Raw genomic sequence first — 16,547 nt, forward strand, 5'->3', positions numbered from 1 at the left:
GATATTGTACAGAATTGGAAGGTTAAAAATTGTTGATAAAACGGTGACAGTGGGATTACGGGTGTTGAATTTTTATTTGTCCTTTAGTCTGTTTGCGCAAAGGTATTCATTGAAACAAAGGGATCCTGTAGCTCATTGATGTTTAAGAACATTGGAGAGTATTGTTAGCTGTCATTTTTTGGTTTATTCTCTTATTATAGTTCCGAACAATCAGAATTGAATAAATAGAATTATGAATGCTGGAGGATTGAGAATGACTTTAAAGGAATTAAAAATAAGTAAGCTCGATGAATTGTTTTCATTGGAACTAACCATCCCCTCGTATCAACGGCCATATCGTTGGAGCAAGAAATCAACAAATATGCTTTTTCAAGATACATATCAAGCATTTCAGGATGGATTGGAAGAATACAGAATTGGCTCAGTTATTTTGCATAAAGAAAACGAAAATTACAACATTGTGGATGGTCAACAACGGCTGACAACCTTGTCTATACTCCTATATTGTTTAGGCGATAAAAACAGCAAATTATTAAAGCAAACCTATAATCCGTTATCCAACCAAGCGATCGTCATCAACTACGAAATATTATCCAACCGGATTAGAGAACTTTCAAAAGACGAACTAGAAAAGTATAAAGACTATTTACTTCATCATTGTACAGTCGTTCAAATTGTCACAGATAATGAACAAGAAGCATTCCAATTTTTCGATTCCCAAAATTCCCGTGGGAAACCGTTAAAACCTCATGACTTATTAAAATCCTATCATTTAAGGGAGATGAATCAAGTAGACGAAACCCGGAAAGCCCAAATCATTAATCAATGGGAAAACATCAAAGAAGATGATTTAGATGAGTTATTCAAGAATTATCTTTACCCTTTAACCCATTGGTATAAAGGAAAAAGTGGTTTGAAATATGCTTCTAATAAAATTGATATATTCAAAGGAATCAAAAGCAATAATGTTTATAACTATGCAATCTATCATAAGGCCAGCCACCTTTTCGTCGAACAGTTTAATTCCAACGGCAGCAATGAACTCATAGGTTCAAACAAGTTAAATGAATTCCAGTTGAACCAGCCTGTTTTGGCAGGAACACGATTTTTTCATTATACTTACCATTATCAAGATTTACTGCACCAAATACAAAAGATCAATAAACAACAAGATATACAGCTCCCTAAGAAACGAACTGGAGACGTATATATTAAACAGTTATATGAATGTGTGTTAATGTTTTTTGCCGACCGATTCGGTATGGAAAGTTTAACGGAGATGGCAATAAAAACATTTTACACATGGTGCTATTCTTTGCGGTTAGTAATGGAGGCGGTATATCTTGAAACAATCGATAATTATGCCCGAAAAGGACATGACCGCGTTAACAATGGGCTAAACATGTTTCAAGAAATCGCTGAAATGAATGGTCCGGAAGAAATCAAACTCATTGTGTTGGAAAAGCCAACTGTTATCGAAAAAAATAAAGAAAAATACAAAGATATTTACAACAAACTTTGGGAATGGAATGGGTGGAAGTAAATGAGCAGTCATTTGGAAGTGATCAAAGTGTCGTGTATTTTTGATGAAGCCAAATATGTAATCCCCATTTATCAGCGGAATTATGCATGGGAGGCATCGGAAATCGAGCAACTTATTGAAGATATGATGGACAATCCCATTGATCAATACTACCTTGGCAATCTTATTGTAAATCAAACGGATAATGATACATTTGAAGTCATCGATGGCCAACAAAGATTGACGACATTATTTCTATTAGAAAAGTGTCTCGGCATGACTCTACCAAAAGATGCATTAAGATTCGAAGCACGGGAAAAATCCAATCGTACACTCGAAAAGATTCCGAATGATGATTGGGAACATTTAAAGGAATTGTATTCAGAAGAGATCATAAACGGTTATAACATCATTGAGAACTATATGAATGCAAATAAATTATGCAAAAAAGAGTTGCTTCAAAAATTAGAAAAAACCCTTCTGATCCGGGTACAGGTTCCCAAAGACATCGATTTGAATCATTATTTTGAAATCATGAATACCCGGGGAGAACAGCTGGAACTCCATGAAATCGCAAAGGCCAAATTTTTGGAGGTTTTGGAAACGGAAGAAGCTCGGCACACAGCCGCTTTGATTTGGGATAAATGCGCGGAGATGGATTCTTATGTGCAGATGAATTTTGATTCGAAAGTGAGAAATCAGCTTTTTTCTGAGGATTGGTCAAGTTTAAAGAATGATATTAACGGATTTGAATCAATTCAAAAGTGTTTATCCAATCAATCCGAGGAACGGCAATTCGCAACATTAGAAGATATTTTACAAAATAGACCGATTTATAATGAAGACCGGAAAAATGAAGAAGAAAATGAACGGTTTGAATCCATCATTTCCTTCCCCAATTTCTTGCTTCAAGTGAATGCGGCTTGGAGAAGGTCGGAGGAAAAAGATTCATCCCTTGATGACAAAAACCTCTTGGACAACTTATCAAGGGCTTGGGAAAACGCTGATGCAGCAAAAGATTTTTTATTCCATTTGCTAAAATGCCGTGTATTATTTGATAAATATATCGTGAAACGCGAATATGCCCGGACTTATAAAGAAGATGGAAGATGGTCACTGCAACGGTTAAAAAAATATGATAATAATAAGCCGCAATATATCAACACTTTCGGTGATGAGGAGAGCAAACAAAATAAGCTTATTAAGACGCTGCAAGCTTGTTTGCGGATTACGTATACATCGCCCAAAACGATGCATTGGATTACCGTTGTTTTGAAAAATTTATCGGAGGACGAAAATTGCAATCTGCTTGAGATTCTTGAAAATTACTGTAAAGAAAAAGTAAAAGCATCCAATTACCAGAATGCCAGTGGATTCGAATTTGAAAGAATTGTATTCACTTATCTTGATTATCTGCTATATAAAAACGGATATTCGTATAAGAATAAGAGAATCATCGCACCGATGGATGATTGGGAGGTTCAATTCAGAAATTCGATTGAACATTTCTATCCGCAAAAGCCAATTAACGAGGAAATATGGGAGAAAAAATACTTGGATGATTTTGGGAACTTGGCATTAATGAATGTATCAGATAACTCAACCCTTTCCAACTTACCACCAGACTATAAAGTACGTTATGAAAAGTTAATGAAACAAAGTTTGAAACTCAAAATTATGGAGAAAATGACCAAGATTGATCATTCAAGTTGGACAAAAGAAAAAGTGGAAGAACATAGAGAAGAAATGTTTAAGATTTTAAAGAAAAATATATATTGATTAGTTACAAAAGCGACAGAGCTCCATTCGCTCTGTCGCTTATTTTTCTTATTTATTTTTTGAATCGCCAAGCAAGTGGAATTGGAATCCTGCTTCTTTCCATTTTTCGCGATCCAAGCAGTTTTTCGTGTCGAGCACGATTTTGTGTTTTGGTGTGATTGTTAATGGGTTGTATTCTTTAAATTCTTTATGGTCTGTTAATACTAATAAAATGTCTGCGTCATTTACTGCTTCTTCAAAGTTTTGTGTTTGTGTTGGATGGTTATTTTCTTTAATATGCGGGTCGAATGAAACGACTTCTAAGCCTAGTTGTTGAAGTTCGTGGATCACTTCTAATGATGGGCTTTCGCGCATATCATCGACGTTTCCTTTGAATGCAAGACCCAGAACAGCTACTTTGCCGCCCGCAATTTTGTTTTCATTCAAGATTTTTTGTGTTTTTTGCGCTGTGAATAGTGGCATTCCGTCGTTAATGTTGCGAGCTAGGTGAATCATTTGGGCTTTATCTCCACCAAGTTCCACCAAGAACCATGGGTCAACGGCAATGCAATGTCCACCAACACCTGGTCCTGGGAAGTGGATGTTTACACGTGGATGGAAGTTCGCATAGTGAATGGCTTCCCAAATGTTTACATCAAGTTCTTCCGCTAGTTTTGCTAATTCGTTAGCGAATGCAATGTTTACATCACGGTATGTATTTTCCATGACTTTGACCAGTTCCGCAGTTGTGGCGTCCGTTAAATGGATTGGGCCTTTTACGAATAGTTCGTAAAGTTCTTTTGTCAATTCTGCAGATTTTTTATTGATTCCTCCGATGATGCGGCCGTTGTTGATTAATTCTTCAAAGATGCGTCCCGGAATTACTCGTTCTGGAGAGTGAGCAACATATAGTTCTGTTCCAATATCTAATCCAGATTTAACGAGTTCAGGTATCATCACACGTTCCACAGTTTTTGGTGGAACAGTAGATTCCAAGATAACAAGATTTCCTTTTCTTAAATAAGGAACGATTGATTTTGTTGCTTCACGTACATATTCAAGGTTTGCTGTTTTATCTGCATTAATAGGTGAAGGAACCGCCACAATGAAAACATCTGCTTCTTGCGGTGTTGTGGAAGCTGTTAAGTACCCTTCATCTACCGCTTTATTCAGACGTTCTTGTAAGCCTGGTTCTTCGATATGTAATTTTTTCTCTTGAATGCTTCGAACAGCAGCAGGGTTTACATCGACCCCGTGCACTTTTACTCCGTAATTTGCAAAAGTAACCGCAGTTGGTAATCCGATGTATCCTAGTCCGATTACACACATTGTTTTGTTCATATGAATCGTTACTTCCTTTCGAGTTTCAAGAACGAGAGGGAGCTGTTCTTTTAAGGATGCACTTTTGTTTTGGGGAATTTTGATTATTAAGCGCGTTTTAAATAACTAGTGATGCTCCGAGACTCGTTTTGTTTAGAATGTCTGATAGTGTTGTTTTTCATTTTTGTCCTGCGATTACAAGTATACAACTTTTGAGTGAAACTGTGAATTATTTTCACATTACCTACTCTTTTTTGTGTGGGTACGGTTTAAACTCGTGCATTTGCAAATTCAGCTTGTGTGGATGGTACCTTGGCTTGTGCGGATAGATTACTTGCTTGTGTAGATAGTACGTTGGCTCGTGCGGATAGATTACTTGCTTGTGTAGATAGATTACTTGCTTGTGTAGATAGATTACTTGCTTGTGTAGATAGTACGTTGGCTCGTGCGGATAGATCCTTTACTCGTGTGGATACGGTTCACACTCGTGCATTTGCAACTCCAACTTGTGTGGATGGTACGTTGGCTCGTGCGGATAATACACCCACTTGTGTGGATGATTCCCCGCTTGTGCAGATAACTTCTCTGCTCGTGCGGATAGTTCACCTACTTGTGTAGATAGTACGTTGGCTCGTGCGGATAGATCCTTTACTCGTGTGGATACGATTCACACTCGTGCATTTGCAAATTTAGCTTGTGTGGATGGTACGTTGGCTCGTGCGGATAGATCCTTTACTCGTGTGGATACGGTTCACACTCGTGCATTTGCAAATTTAGCTTGTGTGGATGATTCCCCACTTGTGCAGATAACTTCTCTGCTCGTGCGGATAGTTCACCTACTTGTGTAGATAACTCCACGACTCGTGCGGATAGCACCTCCACTCGTGTACATAACTCCTTAACTTGTGTGGATAGTATTTCCTCTTGTGCAGATATCATCCAACTTGTGTGAATAGCTCCCTTTCTTGTGCAGTTAGAATACCAGTTCGTGTAAATACAATCCTCTCTCAAAAAAAGAGCGTGCATTCATTACTCTGCACACTCTTACAAATTTTATCCATTTATACTTAATTCATATTTACATGCTGTTGTGTTGCCTGTTCGGGATTTACTGTTAGCTTTTAATATTCTAGTTGCTTCGAAACGATTTCTTAATCTTAAGTAGTTCATCGCTTCACTAGGAGATATCGTTTTATTGATCAACATATAATAATCCCTCAAGGCTTTTTCATGGGCGTACATGCTCCGCGTATTACATTTTTCACAATGCCATGTACGTTTGAGTCGTTTCATTGGAATAGTGCCACAATTCGGACATTCTACTCCAGTTCGGATTTCTTGTGGGTTGATGCTGTAATACTGGGTTAGGGGGAAATGGTCCCAAATTCGTTCTTTTGAATATTGAATTAATAATTCTCCTACTTGTTTTGAAGGAATGACTTCTTTTTTTGGCAATGACCAAATGTATTGAATAATACCTCTTCCCATAAATAACGGGTATTTGGAAGGCGGTTTATCGATAATTGCATTGTTATACGGCAATACGATTGCACCATAAATGGGGACTTTGATTTGATGTTGTTCCAAAAATGTTGTTAACGCCAAAATATATTGGTCGATTTGGGCTTCTGGGCTGCGATAGGATAGCTTTTTATCTTCTTTCACGCAAATTAGTTGAGGTGGATTGTTTGTAAAGGTTAGTTCTCCATTGAGATTTTTCACTTCTAAAATAAGGCACCAGCTTGGTGAAATGAGTATAATGTCGATTTGAATCGTGATGATGGATTTAATACTGATGTTATGAAGAATGTAGGTGTTTTTAGGCAATTGATTTTCTGTCAGGATGGTTAGCAAATGTTTTTCTCCGTTTTCTCCAGCTTCTTGCAACGATAATTCTTCTTCGATTTTGAAAGCTTTTTCGTGACCTGGATTTAAGCGTTTGTGAAGAGACTCTAATGCGATTTTGTAATCACTTGTTTTGTATGGTTTGAGCAGCAAATGTTTCCCTCCTTTTTTCTATAAATTAGCAAATGGAAATTGAGAGGGGAATAGTTTGCTGGAAACTTTTATTTTCGCGGAATTTTTGGTGGGAAAATGAAAATTTCAATGTCTCTGGTACTCCGTGAACTACCCCCACTTAATTTTCTAGCGAAAATTTGAAGTGGGGGCTTCCAAAGAAGTTTGACTGCTTTAAGCAATCCTTATTCTTTGAGGCGTGTCCACTTCGCCGCTAGAGCATAAGACACTCAGGTCTACAGCTTTACTTTTCTTTAAGATGTTTAGTGCGCCATTTACATCAGCATTGATTAGTTTGCCGGACTTTGTTCGATACAAACCTCGCTTATTACGTTTGCCACTGAACTTATATTCTTTTGGATTGTCGGCATTATATTCAGGAATCTCATCGCCGTCAAAAAAGCTGGCTTGGGACGTATATGATTCTTCCTGCTTAAAGAATTCAATGCCGTAAAATTCACAAAGATATTCTAGTTTTTCTTTTATATTACCGAGAGGAATATTGACAAAGTTTTGATTTGTCTTTTTTCCTAGATTAATATTGCGTTGCAATGTTTCAGCATAGCCAATGACAAGTTTGCCAATTTGATTTTCAATACAGTAGTTTATGATGTAACGGCAAGTCTTGTTGATATAATCATTAACTTTATTATTGCGATTCATAGCAAGCAAAGCTTGTTTACGAGTTGTACCTTTGATTTTTTGCTTATCTTTAATGCTTTGAAGTCTGGCATTTTCTTTGTTAAACCATTGATTAATACTTTTTAATCTCCGCCCATCAATGATGAACGATCTGCCGTCTGATGTGACACAAGTGGCAAGATTATTTAATCCTAAATCAATCGCCAGTGCTTTTTGGTCATTTAATTCTCTTTGATCTTCAGGCATTTCATATTTATACTGAATCTCAAAGAACCTAGCATGATGCTTAGGAATGATTTCAATCTGCTTAATCTTTTTGTCAAGTAACACAGGCGGAATCGTTATCGTGATAGGCTTATGAGTCTTTTTATACAGATTCGAATACGGTATCGTGAATTTGTTGCCGTCTATACGAATTTGACCAATGATTAGTGAATGAAAGCCATCTTTTTTAAGATATTTTGGGATACTGATAGCCTTGTAGTCATATTTGCCTTGTTTGGCTAGTTTTACTAAGCCAAAGAAAGATTTAAAAGCTTCATTAACCTTTTTTAAAATTTGCTGTGCCATGTTGCTGTTTAACAGCTTATAGTTTTCGTTCGTTTTTGCAAGATGATAGTTTTTCTCATAATTAAGAAATTCCTTGTGTTCAAAATAGTATTGTCTAACATTGTACAATCCGACGTTGTATATGTTCTTGGCAATACGGCACAGTTCTCTAAGAGTCAAGTATTCTTCTTTGGTTAAACCATTTAGCTGTTGTTTGATACAAAAATACATTTTTTTCACCTCCCATCTAACTATATTATACTATACTTTACTGAATCTATATTATTTTCAGTAAATATAGTTAAGGCGATTCATCTCCCACTTACTCCGTTTCACTTCGTTTAAGTGGGAGTATTCTCGCCTAATGAAGATAAAAAACTCACAAACGTCCATTTCTTTCCCGCCTGTGAGTTATTTTTTTCCGGAGTTTAGTAGCATTAAAATGGATTGGGCTTGTTGTAGATGGAGCGCAAGAACTTGTTGTGCCGCCATGGCAAGAATGCTTGCTTTTGTATAGTTCATCATTTCTTTCGCGATATCTGCATCTCTTATTCGAGATTCTGCTGCAGTTAAGTTTTCTGCCGTGTTCACTACATTATTATAAGCATGTTCCATTCGATTTTGATAAGCGCCCAGCCGAGAGCGTTCACTGGATACTTGTTGTAAAGCTTTATCTAAAGCACCAATCGCTTTGTCTGCACCGTCTCTAGTTGTGATGTCGTGATTATCTAGACCAAGGCTGGTGCTATCTACATTGCCAATATAGGTCTCCATATATTGTCCAGCATTCGCACCTAGTTGAATTTTTAATGGATTTGATTCGTAGTCACCGTTTAAGAGAGGGCGCGTGTTGAATTCTGTTTGTTTCGCAATTCTAGTAATTTCTTCTTTCAGTTGTTGGAATTCAAGATCTAAGTGCTTTCGATCATCATCAGTAAGTGTGTCGTTTGCAGCTTCGATTGCTAGTTCACGCATGCGCTGTATGATGGCATGAGTTTCATTGAGAGCGCCTTCTGCCGTTTGAACGAGGGAGATGCCATCCTGTATATTTTTACTCGCCATGTTGAGGCCGCGAATTTGAGCACGCATTTTTTCTGAAATGGCTAGTCCCGCCGGATCATCTGCCGCGCTGTTAATGCGATAACCTGAAGAGATTCGTAATAACGCTTTATTGGCATTCATCCAGTTTTGATGAAGATTATTTAAAATCATCAATCCCGTAGCCGACCATTGCCCCAGCATCGTATTCCTCCTTTCTTATAGCGAAGGTTCTATTGATATTCATATCGGTTTTTTTCAATGAATTTTTATGAGAGAATTAATAATTTTATTATTCATTGAATAGATTGGTTGAAATTAGGTTTAATAATTGGTTTATTGGGATATGCTGTCTCCCAAGGAGGGATTTGTCATGAAAGATATGAAACTTTCTTTCGAAGATTGCTTGTTTGGAATTATTGGTTCAGGGATTGCAGTGAGTGTACTTTATTTCTTTATCTCGTAATATTAGGTAGCGTTTTAGTAGATGCGCAGTAAGCCGATGTGGTTCTGGCTGAGGGAATTTATTGGGATTATGTACAGTTTCTTCCGTGCAGGGGGATGTCTGATTGTGTAGATAACATTTCTTCTTGTGCAGATATGCTTTTTGCTCGTGTAGATAATTCCCCTGCTTGTTCGTTTACTACTTCCTCTTGTGCATTTGGATGTTTCACTTGTGTGGATGGCAATCTTACACGTGCAGATAACTCTTTCGCTTGTGCATATAATAACCCTGCTCGTGCGTTTACTACTTCCGCTTGTGCAGATAGCCCCTGCTCGTGTGGATAATTCCCCTGCTTGTTCGTTTACTACTTCCTCTTGTGCATTTGGATGTTTCACTTGTGTGGATGGCAATCTTACACGTGCAGATAACTCTTTCGCTTGTGCATATAATAACCCTACTCGTGCGTTTACTGCTTCCGCTTGTGCAGATAGCCCCTGCTCGTGTGGATAATTCCCCTGCTTGTTCGTTTACTACTTCCTCTTGTGCATTTGGATGTTTCACTTGTGTGGATGGCAATCTTACACGTGCAGATAACTCTTTCGCTTGTGCATATAATAACCCTACTCGTGCGTTTACTGCTTCCGCTTGTGCAGATAGCCCCTGCTCGTGTGGATAATTCCCCTGCTTGTTCGTTTACTACTTCCTCTTGTGCATTTGGATGTTTCACTTGTGTGGATGGCAATCTTACACGTGCAGATAACTCTTTCGCTTGTGCATATAATAACCCTACTCGTGCGTTTACTGCTTCCGCTTGTGCAGATAGCCCCTGCTCGTGTTGATAATTCCCCTACTTGTGCATTTACCACTTCCGCTCGTGCATTTGGATGTTTCACTTGTGTGGATTGCAATCTTACATGTGCAGATAACTCTTTCGCTTGTGCATATAATAACCCTACTCGTGCGTTTACCACTTCCGCTTGTGCAGATAGCCCCTGCTCGTGTGGATAATTCCCCTGCTTGTTCGTTTACTACTTCCTCTTGTGCATTTGGATGTTTCACTTGTGTGGATGGCAATCTTACATGTGCAGATAACTCTTTCGCTTGTGCATATAATAACCCTACTCGTGCGTTTACCACTTCCGCTTGTGCAGATAGCCCCTGCTCGTGTGGATAATTCCCCTGCTCGTGCATTTACCACTTCCACTCGTGCAGATAGTTACCTAACTCGTGTAGATATCTCCTTCTCTTGTGTGAATAACATTACTTCTTGTGCGGATATTTCCCCTACTTGTGCAGATAACTCTTATAGTGGGGCTTAATACATAGCATATTGTAAGGATTGATTTCACCAAAGCCTAAAATGCCTCATCATCTAATTAAAAATATAAGCACCTTCAATTTTTCAAATCGAGGTGCTTCATCATTGACTCTTATTCACTTTACTTCCTCCGTTAACTTCTTGCAATTTCCTACTCATCTGTTCTCCATATTTTTCTTTTTCGCCACTAATTCATAAAATCTTTGTTCGTCACGATTGGATAACGCTTCATCGATCAATCGATCAATATTTTCAGACTCCAATGAGCGGATGAGGTGATTCACTTCTGCGTTTTCTCCATGCGGGACGATATTGATTGTTTCTGATTTGTTGGCTGCTTCTTCAAGTATTGGCGCCAAATGTTCATGGATGTTGGATATCAATAGAAGCTGGTATAACGGCAATCGAAGAAAGCGATTTCCACGTTGGAAAACAAAAATTTCCGATAAATTTTCGATTTGCATCGTTTTTATGTTAACAATGATTTCTTTTCCTTCGATGGGTACAAAGTGAAACAGTTCGTTGTCTTTCATAATGGAAAAATATTGATAAGCAAAGACGAGACGCAATGTTTCCCCCGAGGCTTTCGTATAAAAAGGTTTCATATATTGGACATGGATCATACCTATCCCTCCTATATTGAATCTCTCTCTTTTTATTAGCCCGAAGTTGATGAAACGAAACTTTTTATTCGTAATCCGCAACTTGGAACTTTATTAGGGTTTTCCAAAAAAGCTTATGTTTAAACTCGAATGATACAAATCACAATTTCTAAATAATTCCAATCACTTATTCAAAAGAAAGAGTTTTTAATGATAAAGCTTCCATTAAATATTGCTTAATGTATCATACGAATTTTGCTTTCCACATATTCCCCGCTTTTTATTTGGATGATATTCATATTTTTCCCCAAATTCCCCTTCTTCATCCAAGGAATCATCAGTTTTTTGTATAAAATTTACAGAAGCAGTAAATAAATGGCGATTATAAGGAGTTCATATCATTTCTATTTATTTTAATCTCATTTTCAGATAATTTATCATTATTTTATACTATTTTTCTGAAAATTCATAATAATTTATACCGTTTTATAAAAAACTATTTTATTCAACTCAAGTCTGCTAATTTTATGTGACGACCGCAATTGCGAAAGTTTCAAAGGACAAGTCTTATCAAACACTAAATGCCGTGTTAAAATGAAGGGAAAGACTTTTTTTAGGAGCGAATGTAATGGTATTATCAGTTGCACATATTGCAGAAGAGCAAGAAAAATTTATTCGCCAAACATTACGAACTATTGAGAGAGAGTTGCATCCTTCTGTCACAGAGGATGAAGAGATAATAAGGAGGGCTCTTTTTGCTGTTCGAAATCAATCAGTTGTTTTCCATCGATACGTTTCTGTTTTTTCCGTCCTTACTACAACTGTAAAAGATGTGCACCCAACAGAAGTGACGATTGATTTTCTCAGCAACTCCATCACTTGTACATGCCCGAATAATGGCTGGTGCCGACATAAGGTAAGCGTTCTATTGTCGTTATATCAACATATTGATTCCGTTCAAGAATGGATTAGCAATTGGCGTTCGAAAAAATCGGTTAATTTGCAGGCTCTTGCCAATGTTCGCACCCCTGATAATTGGTTGAAAATGGTCGATGAAGTGCTTAGCCATTATTTGGAGGGGGCGGATGAAATTCCTAGCTTCCTCTATTTAAATATTGCAGAAAACGCATTGGAAAAATTAAATAAGCAGATTCCTTTTGAACGGGAATGGCAACCGATTTACCGCTTATTTATGGAACTTGCTGTTGTTTATCAATTATCTCGCCATTTCACTGATTTAGAGTCAGAATTTCATGTCGACCATTACCAACACTTTTTTGATAAACGATTTCAATCTATCCAAAAAATCGTCCGCGAAATCTCTGGAAAATCCCGTCTTTTCGTAACAGATCCGTTCTTTGATAAAATGCAAAGCATGCTTCGAGAAGTAATGCTTGAACGGGAAGGTTTTGTAAGTAGAAGAATGAATCTGTACTTACTGTTTTGGGATGAAGTGTTTTATGAGAAGAGACGGGTGTTAGAAGAATTAATTTTTCTTCAAGAGCAAAAGCATACTAAAATACCAGAACTTTTGATTGTATTCTATATTATTTTAAAAAATCATTCGGCATTAGAAGAAAATATGCGTCATATTCGTCCAGACCATTTAGGACTGTATATAGGATTGGTGAAGTTTGCTTATTCCAAGCAAAATGAACGAGCAGGGGAAATCCTCTTGAGAGGCATTCTTCCGTTTTTAGAGGCAAATATTCAAAAAGTTCAACCTGCCTTTCGTCCCTATGTTGTTTCATCCATTTATTCGTTATATGAAAAAATGGATTTAACAGAAGATGAGGAGCTTTTATTATACTCTTCTTTTGGAAAAGACGGGGTTCAGCCGTATTCGGAATATTTATTGAAACAGAAACGATATGAAGAATGGGTGGCATTGCAACAATTGTACCCTTCTTCAATTGAGTATTTAGAATTTTACGGGTTAAAGGAAGTCGTGGAAGAAGCTCCAGCAGTGGTTCTTCCGTTATATCATTTTTATGCGATGGAGGAAATTAAGCAAAAGTCGCGGCTTCATTACAAACAGGCCGTTCGAATTTGGAAAAAGATGAAAACTGCTGCGAAAAAAGCGGGAAAAATGAATTTTTGGGAAGAATATATTGCTTCCATTCGCAACCAGTATAAAAGACTCCGCGCATTGCAGGAAGAATTGGAGAAAGGAAATTTATTTATATGAAAGATTTGCAATTAAGGAAAGTATCCAAACATACTCCTTTCGCAACCGTATATCAATTATCATTCGAACAACTGATGCAGGGATTGTACGCTGTTAGGGCTTTCGAAAACGGCTCTGTTGTTTCAGGAGAAAAATTAACATCGGCTTTCTTTTTCCGTTACGAACCAAACTTTTACGGTTTGCATGCTGAATTTAAGGGAGAGGCGCTTTTGATTACAGCTGTTGAATTGTTGGAATGCCTTTCCCCACAGTTCAAGCACCCTTTTGTGCATTTTGTAGGAGCAACAGAGGAAGATGCTTTATTGCTTGATAGTATCGAGCAAGCGCAAATGCTGTGGAACTCCCCTTCCCTATGGAATAATGTAGAAATGGTTGAGGATGAAATAGTCGTTCATTTACTCAATGGTGAAAGTGATCTGCAGAAGGAGTTTTTAACGACTGCAATCTATCAAAAATTGGCAAATCGGGGCTTACAACTTTCCGACGTACCATCACTTATTCCTTTCTTTAAAGAAGGTGGCTGGCCGCTGCAACCGGATCGAACTGTTGGTCATTTGAAAGTAGCACTTCGCTTGAATGAGCCGGAAGAAGATTCTGAGGAATGGTTATTGGAAACCGTAATTCTTTCATCCAGTTCGTCGAAACATTGGACGCCAGCAGTACGGAAGCGGCATCTGCCTATGAATAAGGCGCTTCCTGATAAGTGGAAGAACTATTCGGAAGAGATTAGGCAAACGCAAAAGCAAATGTTGGAATTGTTGATGTTGGATAATGTATCCGATGAATCATTTTTGCATATGCCATTAAGCGATGCCGAGGTGAGAACCCTTCTCCGCGATAAATTTGTAAAGTTAACGGCCTTAGGATTCGAAGTGATTCTTCCGGGCTGGTTGAAAGAATTAAGAAAAACGAAAATGCGAGTTCGTGTGAATGCGCAAAGTGGTTCGCAAAAATCGATGGCTGGGCTTGATGATATTTTATCTTTCCGATGGGAGTTGTCAGTCGGAGGAGAAAAAATTAGCCCGGAAGAGTTTCGCAAAATTGTTGATGAAAAGCGGGAATTTATTCGAATCGGAAATGAATGGTTCCGCATGGATGCCGATTGGATGACGAAAGTGCGAGAATTAATGGACAAAGCTGAAAAAGAAAATTGGACCGTAAAGGAATTAGTTTTCCGCGAGATACCAGAGGAGCTTTTAAATCCATCGTTGGAAGAAGAGGAAGATGCAGAACAGGACGATCCGCTCTTTGCTTTTGAAATGCAGCGTTCATTGCAGGCCTATGTGAATCTGTTGCAAGAAAAACAAGGATTGCCTTCTGTGAAATTGCCTAAATCTTTGAACGCAACGTTGCGGCCTTACCAACAACAAGGGTTTGAATGGCTCGTATTTATGCGAAATCAACAATTTGGGGCTATATTAGCTGATGATATGGGGCTTGGAAAAACGGTACAGCTCATTAGTTATGTTCTGCATTTATATGAAGTGTTGCAGGAAAAGAAACCGACGCTCATTGTTTGCCCGACTTCCGTTTTAGGAAACTGGCAGAAGGAATTAGCGCGGTTTGCTCCGACGTTAAAAGTTCATACTCATTATTCTTCTAGCCGTTTGAAAGATGAAGAATTTCATCATTTCTTGTTAAAGGAATCGCCTCAAGTGGTTTTATCCACATACGGAACCATTTCACAAGATGTGGAGTTTTTGGATTCTATCGATTGGGCAGTGGTGACGTTGGATGAAGCCCAAAATATTAAAAATATGCAAACGATGCAGTCGAAAGCAATTCGCCGCTTACATGGCGACCATCATATTGCGTTGACAGGAACGCCTATCGAGAATCGTTTATCTGAATTGTGGGCGATTTTTGATTTTATCCATCGAGGGTATTTAGGAAGTTTCAAGAAGTTCCAAGACGAGTTTATTGTGCCAATCGATCGTGAAGATTCTGACCAGCATAAAACGAGGTTGCGTGCAAAAATTCGTCCATTCTTGTTAAGAAGAACAAAAAATGATCCAGAATTACAGTTAAATTTACCGGATAAGCAAGAGACGAAAGAGTTTTGTCCGCTAACAGAAGAACAAGCCGCCCTTTATGAAGGCTACATTCAAGAGTCATTGGCAGGCTTGGAGCAAATGTCTCCTTTCGAACGCAAGGGGCGCATTTTGCAGATGTTGAGCAAGTTGAAGCAATTGTGCAACCATCCTGCTCTTTATTTGAAGGAACCATTTAGTGATGCACGAATCATGCTAGAGCGTTCTATGAAGTTAAAGCGCATCGTTGAATTGACACAGGAAATTGTTGAGCGAGGCGAGCAGTGCTTGATTTTCACTCAATATATTGGCATGGGACACTTGTTGCAACATTGTTTTTTCGAGCTGTTTGATTGGGATGTGCCGTTTTTGACGGGAAGTATGCGTAAAGAACAGCGGGATGCTTTAGTTGAAGCCTTTCAAGCTGGAGATTTTCCTATTTTCCTACTGTCATTAAAAGCGGGGGGAACTGGTTTAAATTTGACGGCCGCTAATCACGTCTTGCATGCGGATCGTTGGTGGAATCCTGCCGTGGAAAATCAGGCGACGGACCGTGCTTATCGCATTGGCCAGACGCAATTTGTTCAAGTGCATAAGTTTATTACAATTGGGACGATTGAGGAGAAAGTCGATCAAATGCTGGAGATGAAATCCGCATTATCTGCAGAATTAATTCAGTCAAGTCAATGGCTGACGGAGCTAGAGGAAGATAAATTGATGGAATTGCTTAGGTTAGGGTAAGCAATAAAATTGTGATTGGAAAGGGTGCCTGGCACTCCTAGTATCCAAATAGAGATGCCTGGCACAAAAAAATCCGAAGCATGTTGCCTCGGACAAAGTTTGGGAGGAAGAAGATTGGTCGAATTCTGATTTCCTCGTTTATCCGTTTATAGCCTCACTGTATTCAATTGTGGATTAATCGAACATGATAGATTCTTATTCCATGCACTGCTGGGCGGTCACAATCCAGCAGTGTTTTTTTATCACCTCCAAAAACTTTTATTGCAATCATTTCCCTATTATTATCAATCCATTGCCTTCCGTTAATAAATTGCACCCTTCTACTATGTTTACCCGGAATCCTTTTACTTTTTCATCCTTATAGCCTTTTCCCATTTT

At 38.2% G+C, this 16,547-nt stretch carries 13 protein-coding genes; 6 read left to right on the forward strand and 7 right to left on the reverse strand.

Annotated features, from left to right (window positions below; translation table 11 throughout):
- The first annotated feature begins 253 nt into the window (after positions 1–253).
- Both NSU17_RS04930 and NSU17_RS04935 read left to right on the forward strand, forming a co-directional pair.
- Positions 254–1,543 carry a DUF262 domain-containing protein gene (locus NSU17_RS04930; RefSeq protein WP_340704456.1) on the forward strand — a complete coding sequence of 430 codons (1,290 nt, stop codon included), beginning with the start codon at positions 254–256 and terminating at the stop codon, positions 1,541–1,543.
- Positions 1,544–3,301: a DUF262 domain-containing protein gene (locus NSU17_RS04935; RefSeq protein WP_340704457.1), complete on the forward strand. Its 1,758-nt coding sequence runs from the start codon at positions 1,544–1,546 to the stop codon at positions 3,299–3,301.
- A gap of 48 nt (positions 3,302–3,349) precedes the next feature.
- Here the strand turns inward: NSU17_RS04935 and NSU17_RS04940 are convergent, their stop codons facing one another.
- Positions 3,350–4,621, reverse strand: coding sequence for a nucleotide sugar dehydrogenase (locus NSU17_RS04940; protein WP_340704458.1), 1,272 nt, complete (start codon positions 4,619–4,621; stop codon positions 3,350–3,352).
- A 291-nt stretch (positions 4,622–4,912) separates the two neighbouring features.
- Here NSU17_RS04940 and NSU17_RS04945 point away from each other — a divergent pair, with 291 nt between their 5' ends.
- Positions 4,913–5,218: a hypothetical protein gene (locus tag NSU17_RS04945; RefSeq protein ID WP_340704459.1), complete on the forward strand. Its 306-nt coding sequence runs from the start codon at positions 4,913–4,915 to the stop codon at positions 5,216–5,218.
- 114 nt (positions 5,219–5,332) lie between these two features.
- On the opposite strand, the gene NSU17_RS04950 is transcribed toward NSU17_RS04945, so the two are convergent.
- The 4 genes from NSU17_RS04950 to NSU17_RS04965 all read right to left on the reverse strand — a co-directional run bounded on the left by NSU17_RS04950 (position 5,333) and on the right by NSU17_RS04965 (position 9,049).
- On the reverse strand, positions 5,333–5,539 hold the full coding sequence (locus tag NSU17_RS04950; RefSeq protein WP_340704460.1) for a hypothetical protein: 207 nt from the start codon (positions 5,537–5,539) through the stop codon (positions 5,333–5,335).
- Positions 5,540–5,653: 114 nt separating this feature from the next.
- Complete coding sequence (locus tag NSU17_RS04955) at positions 5,654–6,598, reverse strand: nuclease-related domain-containing protein (RefSeq protein WP_096550350.1); 945 nt, start codon at positions 6,596–6,598, stop codon at positions 5,654–5,656.
- Positions 6,599–6,790: 192 nt separating this feature from the next.
- Positions 6,791–8,038: an RNA-guided endonuclease InsQ/TnpB family protein gene (locus tag NSU17_RS04960; RefSeq protein ID WP_340704461.1), complete on the reverse strand. Its 1,248-nt coding sequence runs from the start codon at positions 8,036–8,038 to the stop codon at positions 6,791–6,793.
- A gap of 180 nt (positions 8,039–8,218) precedes the next feature.
- Positions 8,219–9,049, reverse strand: coding sequence for a flagellin N-terminal helical domain-containing protein (locus NSU17_RS04965; RefSeq protein ID WP_340704462.1), 831 nt, complete (start codon positions 9,047–9,049; stop codon positions 8,219–8,221).
- Between the two features lie 357 nt (positions 9,050–9,406).
- Here NSU17_RS04965 and NSU17_RS04970 point away from each other — a divergent pair, with 357 nt between their 5' ends.
- Positions 9,407–9,634, forward strand: coding sequence for a hypothetical protein (locus NSU17_RS04970; RefSeq protein WP_340704463.1), 228 nt, complete (start codon positions 9,407–9,409; stop codon positions 9,632–9,634).
- A gap of 454 nt (positions 9,635–10,088) precedes the next feature.
- Here NSU17_RS04970 and NSU17_RS04975 read toward each other — a convergent pair whose 3' ends face one another.
- Positions 10,089–10,481: a hypothetical protein gene (locus tag NSU17_RS04975; protein WP_340704464.1), complete on the reverse strand. Its 393-nt coding sequence runs from the start codon at positions 10,479–10,481 to the stop codon at positions 10,089–10,091.
- Between the two features lie 282 nt (positions 10,482–10,763).
- Positions 10,764–11,231: an IDEAL domain-containing protein gene (locus NSU17_RS04980; protein ID WP_016839320.1), complete on the reverse strand. Its 468-nt coding sequence runs from the start codon at positions 11,229–11,231 to the stop codon at positions 10,764–10,766.
- Between the two features lie 607 nt (positions 11,232–11,838).
- On the opposite strand from NSU17_RS04980, the gene NSU17_RS04985 reads away from it, so the two are divergent.
- Positions 11,839–13,398: an SWIM zinc finger family protein gene (locus tag NSU17_RS04985; protein ID WP_340704465.1), complete on the forward strand. Its 1,560-nt coding sequence runs from the start codon at positions 11,839–11,841 to the stop codon at positions 13,396–13,398.
- Positions 13,395–16,169: a DEAD/DEAH box helicase gene (locus NSU17_RS04990; protein WP_340704466.1), complete on the forward strand. Its 2,775-nt coding sequence runs from the start codon at positions 13,395–13,397 to the stop codon at positions 16,167–16,169. The genes NSU17_RS04985 and NSU17_RS04990 overlap by 4 nt, the downstream gene beginning before the upstream one ends.
- Positions 16,170–16,547 lie beyond the last annotated feature (378 nt).

Source organism: Ureibacillus sp. FSL K6-2830, from assembly GCF_038004145.1.
Lineage (GTDB): Bacteria > Bacillota > Bacilli > Bacillales_A > Planococcaceae > Ureibacillus > Ureibacillus thermosphaericus.

Excerpts from the sequence above, each read along its gene's own strand:
- NSU17_RS04940 (WP_340704458.1), bottom strand. The coding sequence starts at position 4,621 with ATGAACAAAACAATGTGTGTAATCGGACTAGGATACATCGGATTACCA.
- NSU17_RS04980 (WP_016839320.1), bottom strand. The coding sequence starts at position 11,231 with ATGATCCATGTCCAATATATGAAACCTTTTTATACGAAAGCCTCGGGG.
- NSU17_RS04970 (WP_340704463.1), top strand. The coding sequence starts at position 9,407 with ATGTCTGATTGTGTAGATAACATTTCTTCTTGTGCAGATATGCTTTTT.
- NSU17_RS04930 (WP_340704456.1), top strand. The coding sequence starts at position 254 with ATGACTTTAAAGGAATTAAAAATAAGTAAGCTCGATGAATTGTTTTCA.
- NSU17_RS04975 (WP_340704464.1), bottom strand. The coding sequence starts at position 10,481 with ATGCACGAGCAGGGGAATTATCCACACGAGCAGGGGCTATCTGCACAA.
- NSU17_RS04960 (WP_340704461.1), bottom strand. The coding sequence starts at position 8,038 with ATGTATTTTTGTATCAAACAACAGCTAAATGGTTTAACCAAAGAAGAA.
- NSU17_RS04965 (WP_340704462.1), bottom strand. The coding sequence starts at position 9,049 with ATGCTGGGGCAATGGTCGGCTACGGGATTGATGATTTTAAATAATCTT.
- NSU17_RS04935 (WP_340704457.1), top strand. The coding sequence starts at position 1,544 with ATGAGCAGTCATTTGGAAGTGATCAAAGTGTCGTGTATTTTTGATGAA.
- NSU17_RS04985 (WP_340704465.1), top strand. The coding sequence starts at position 11,839 with ATGGTATTATCAGTTGCACATATTGCAGAAGAGCAAGAAAAATTTATT.
- NSU17_RS04990 (WP_340704466.1), top strand. The coding sequence starts at position 13,395 with ATGAAAGATTTGCAATTAAGGAAAGTATCCAAACATACTCCTTTCGCA.
- NSU17_RS04950 (WP_340704460.1), bottom strand. The coding sequence starts at position 5,539 with ATGATATCTGCACAAGAGGAAATACTATCCACACAAGTTAAGGAGTTA.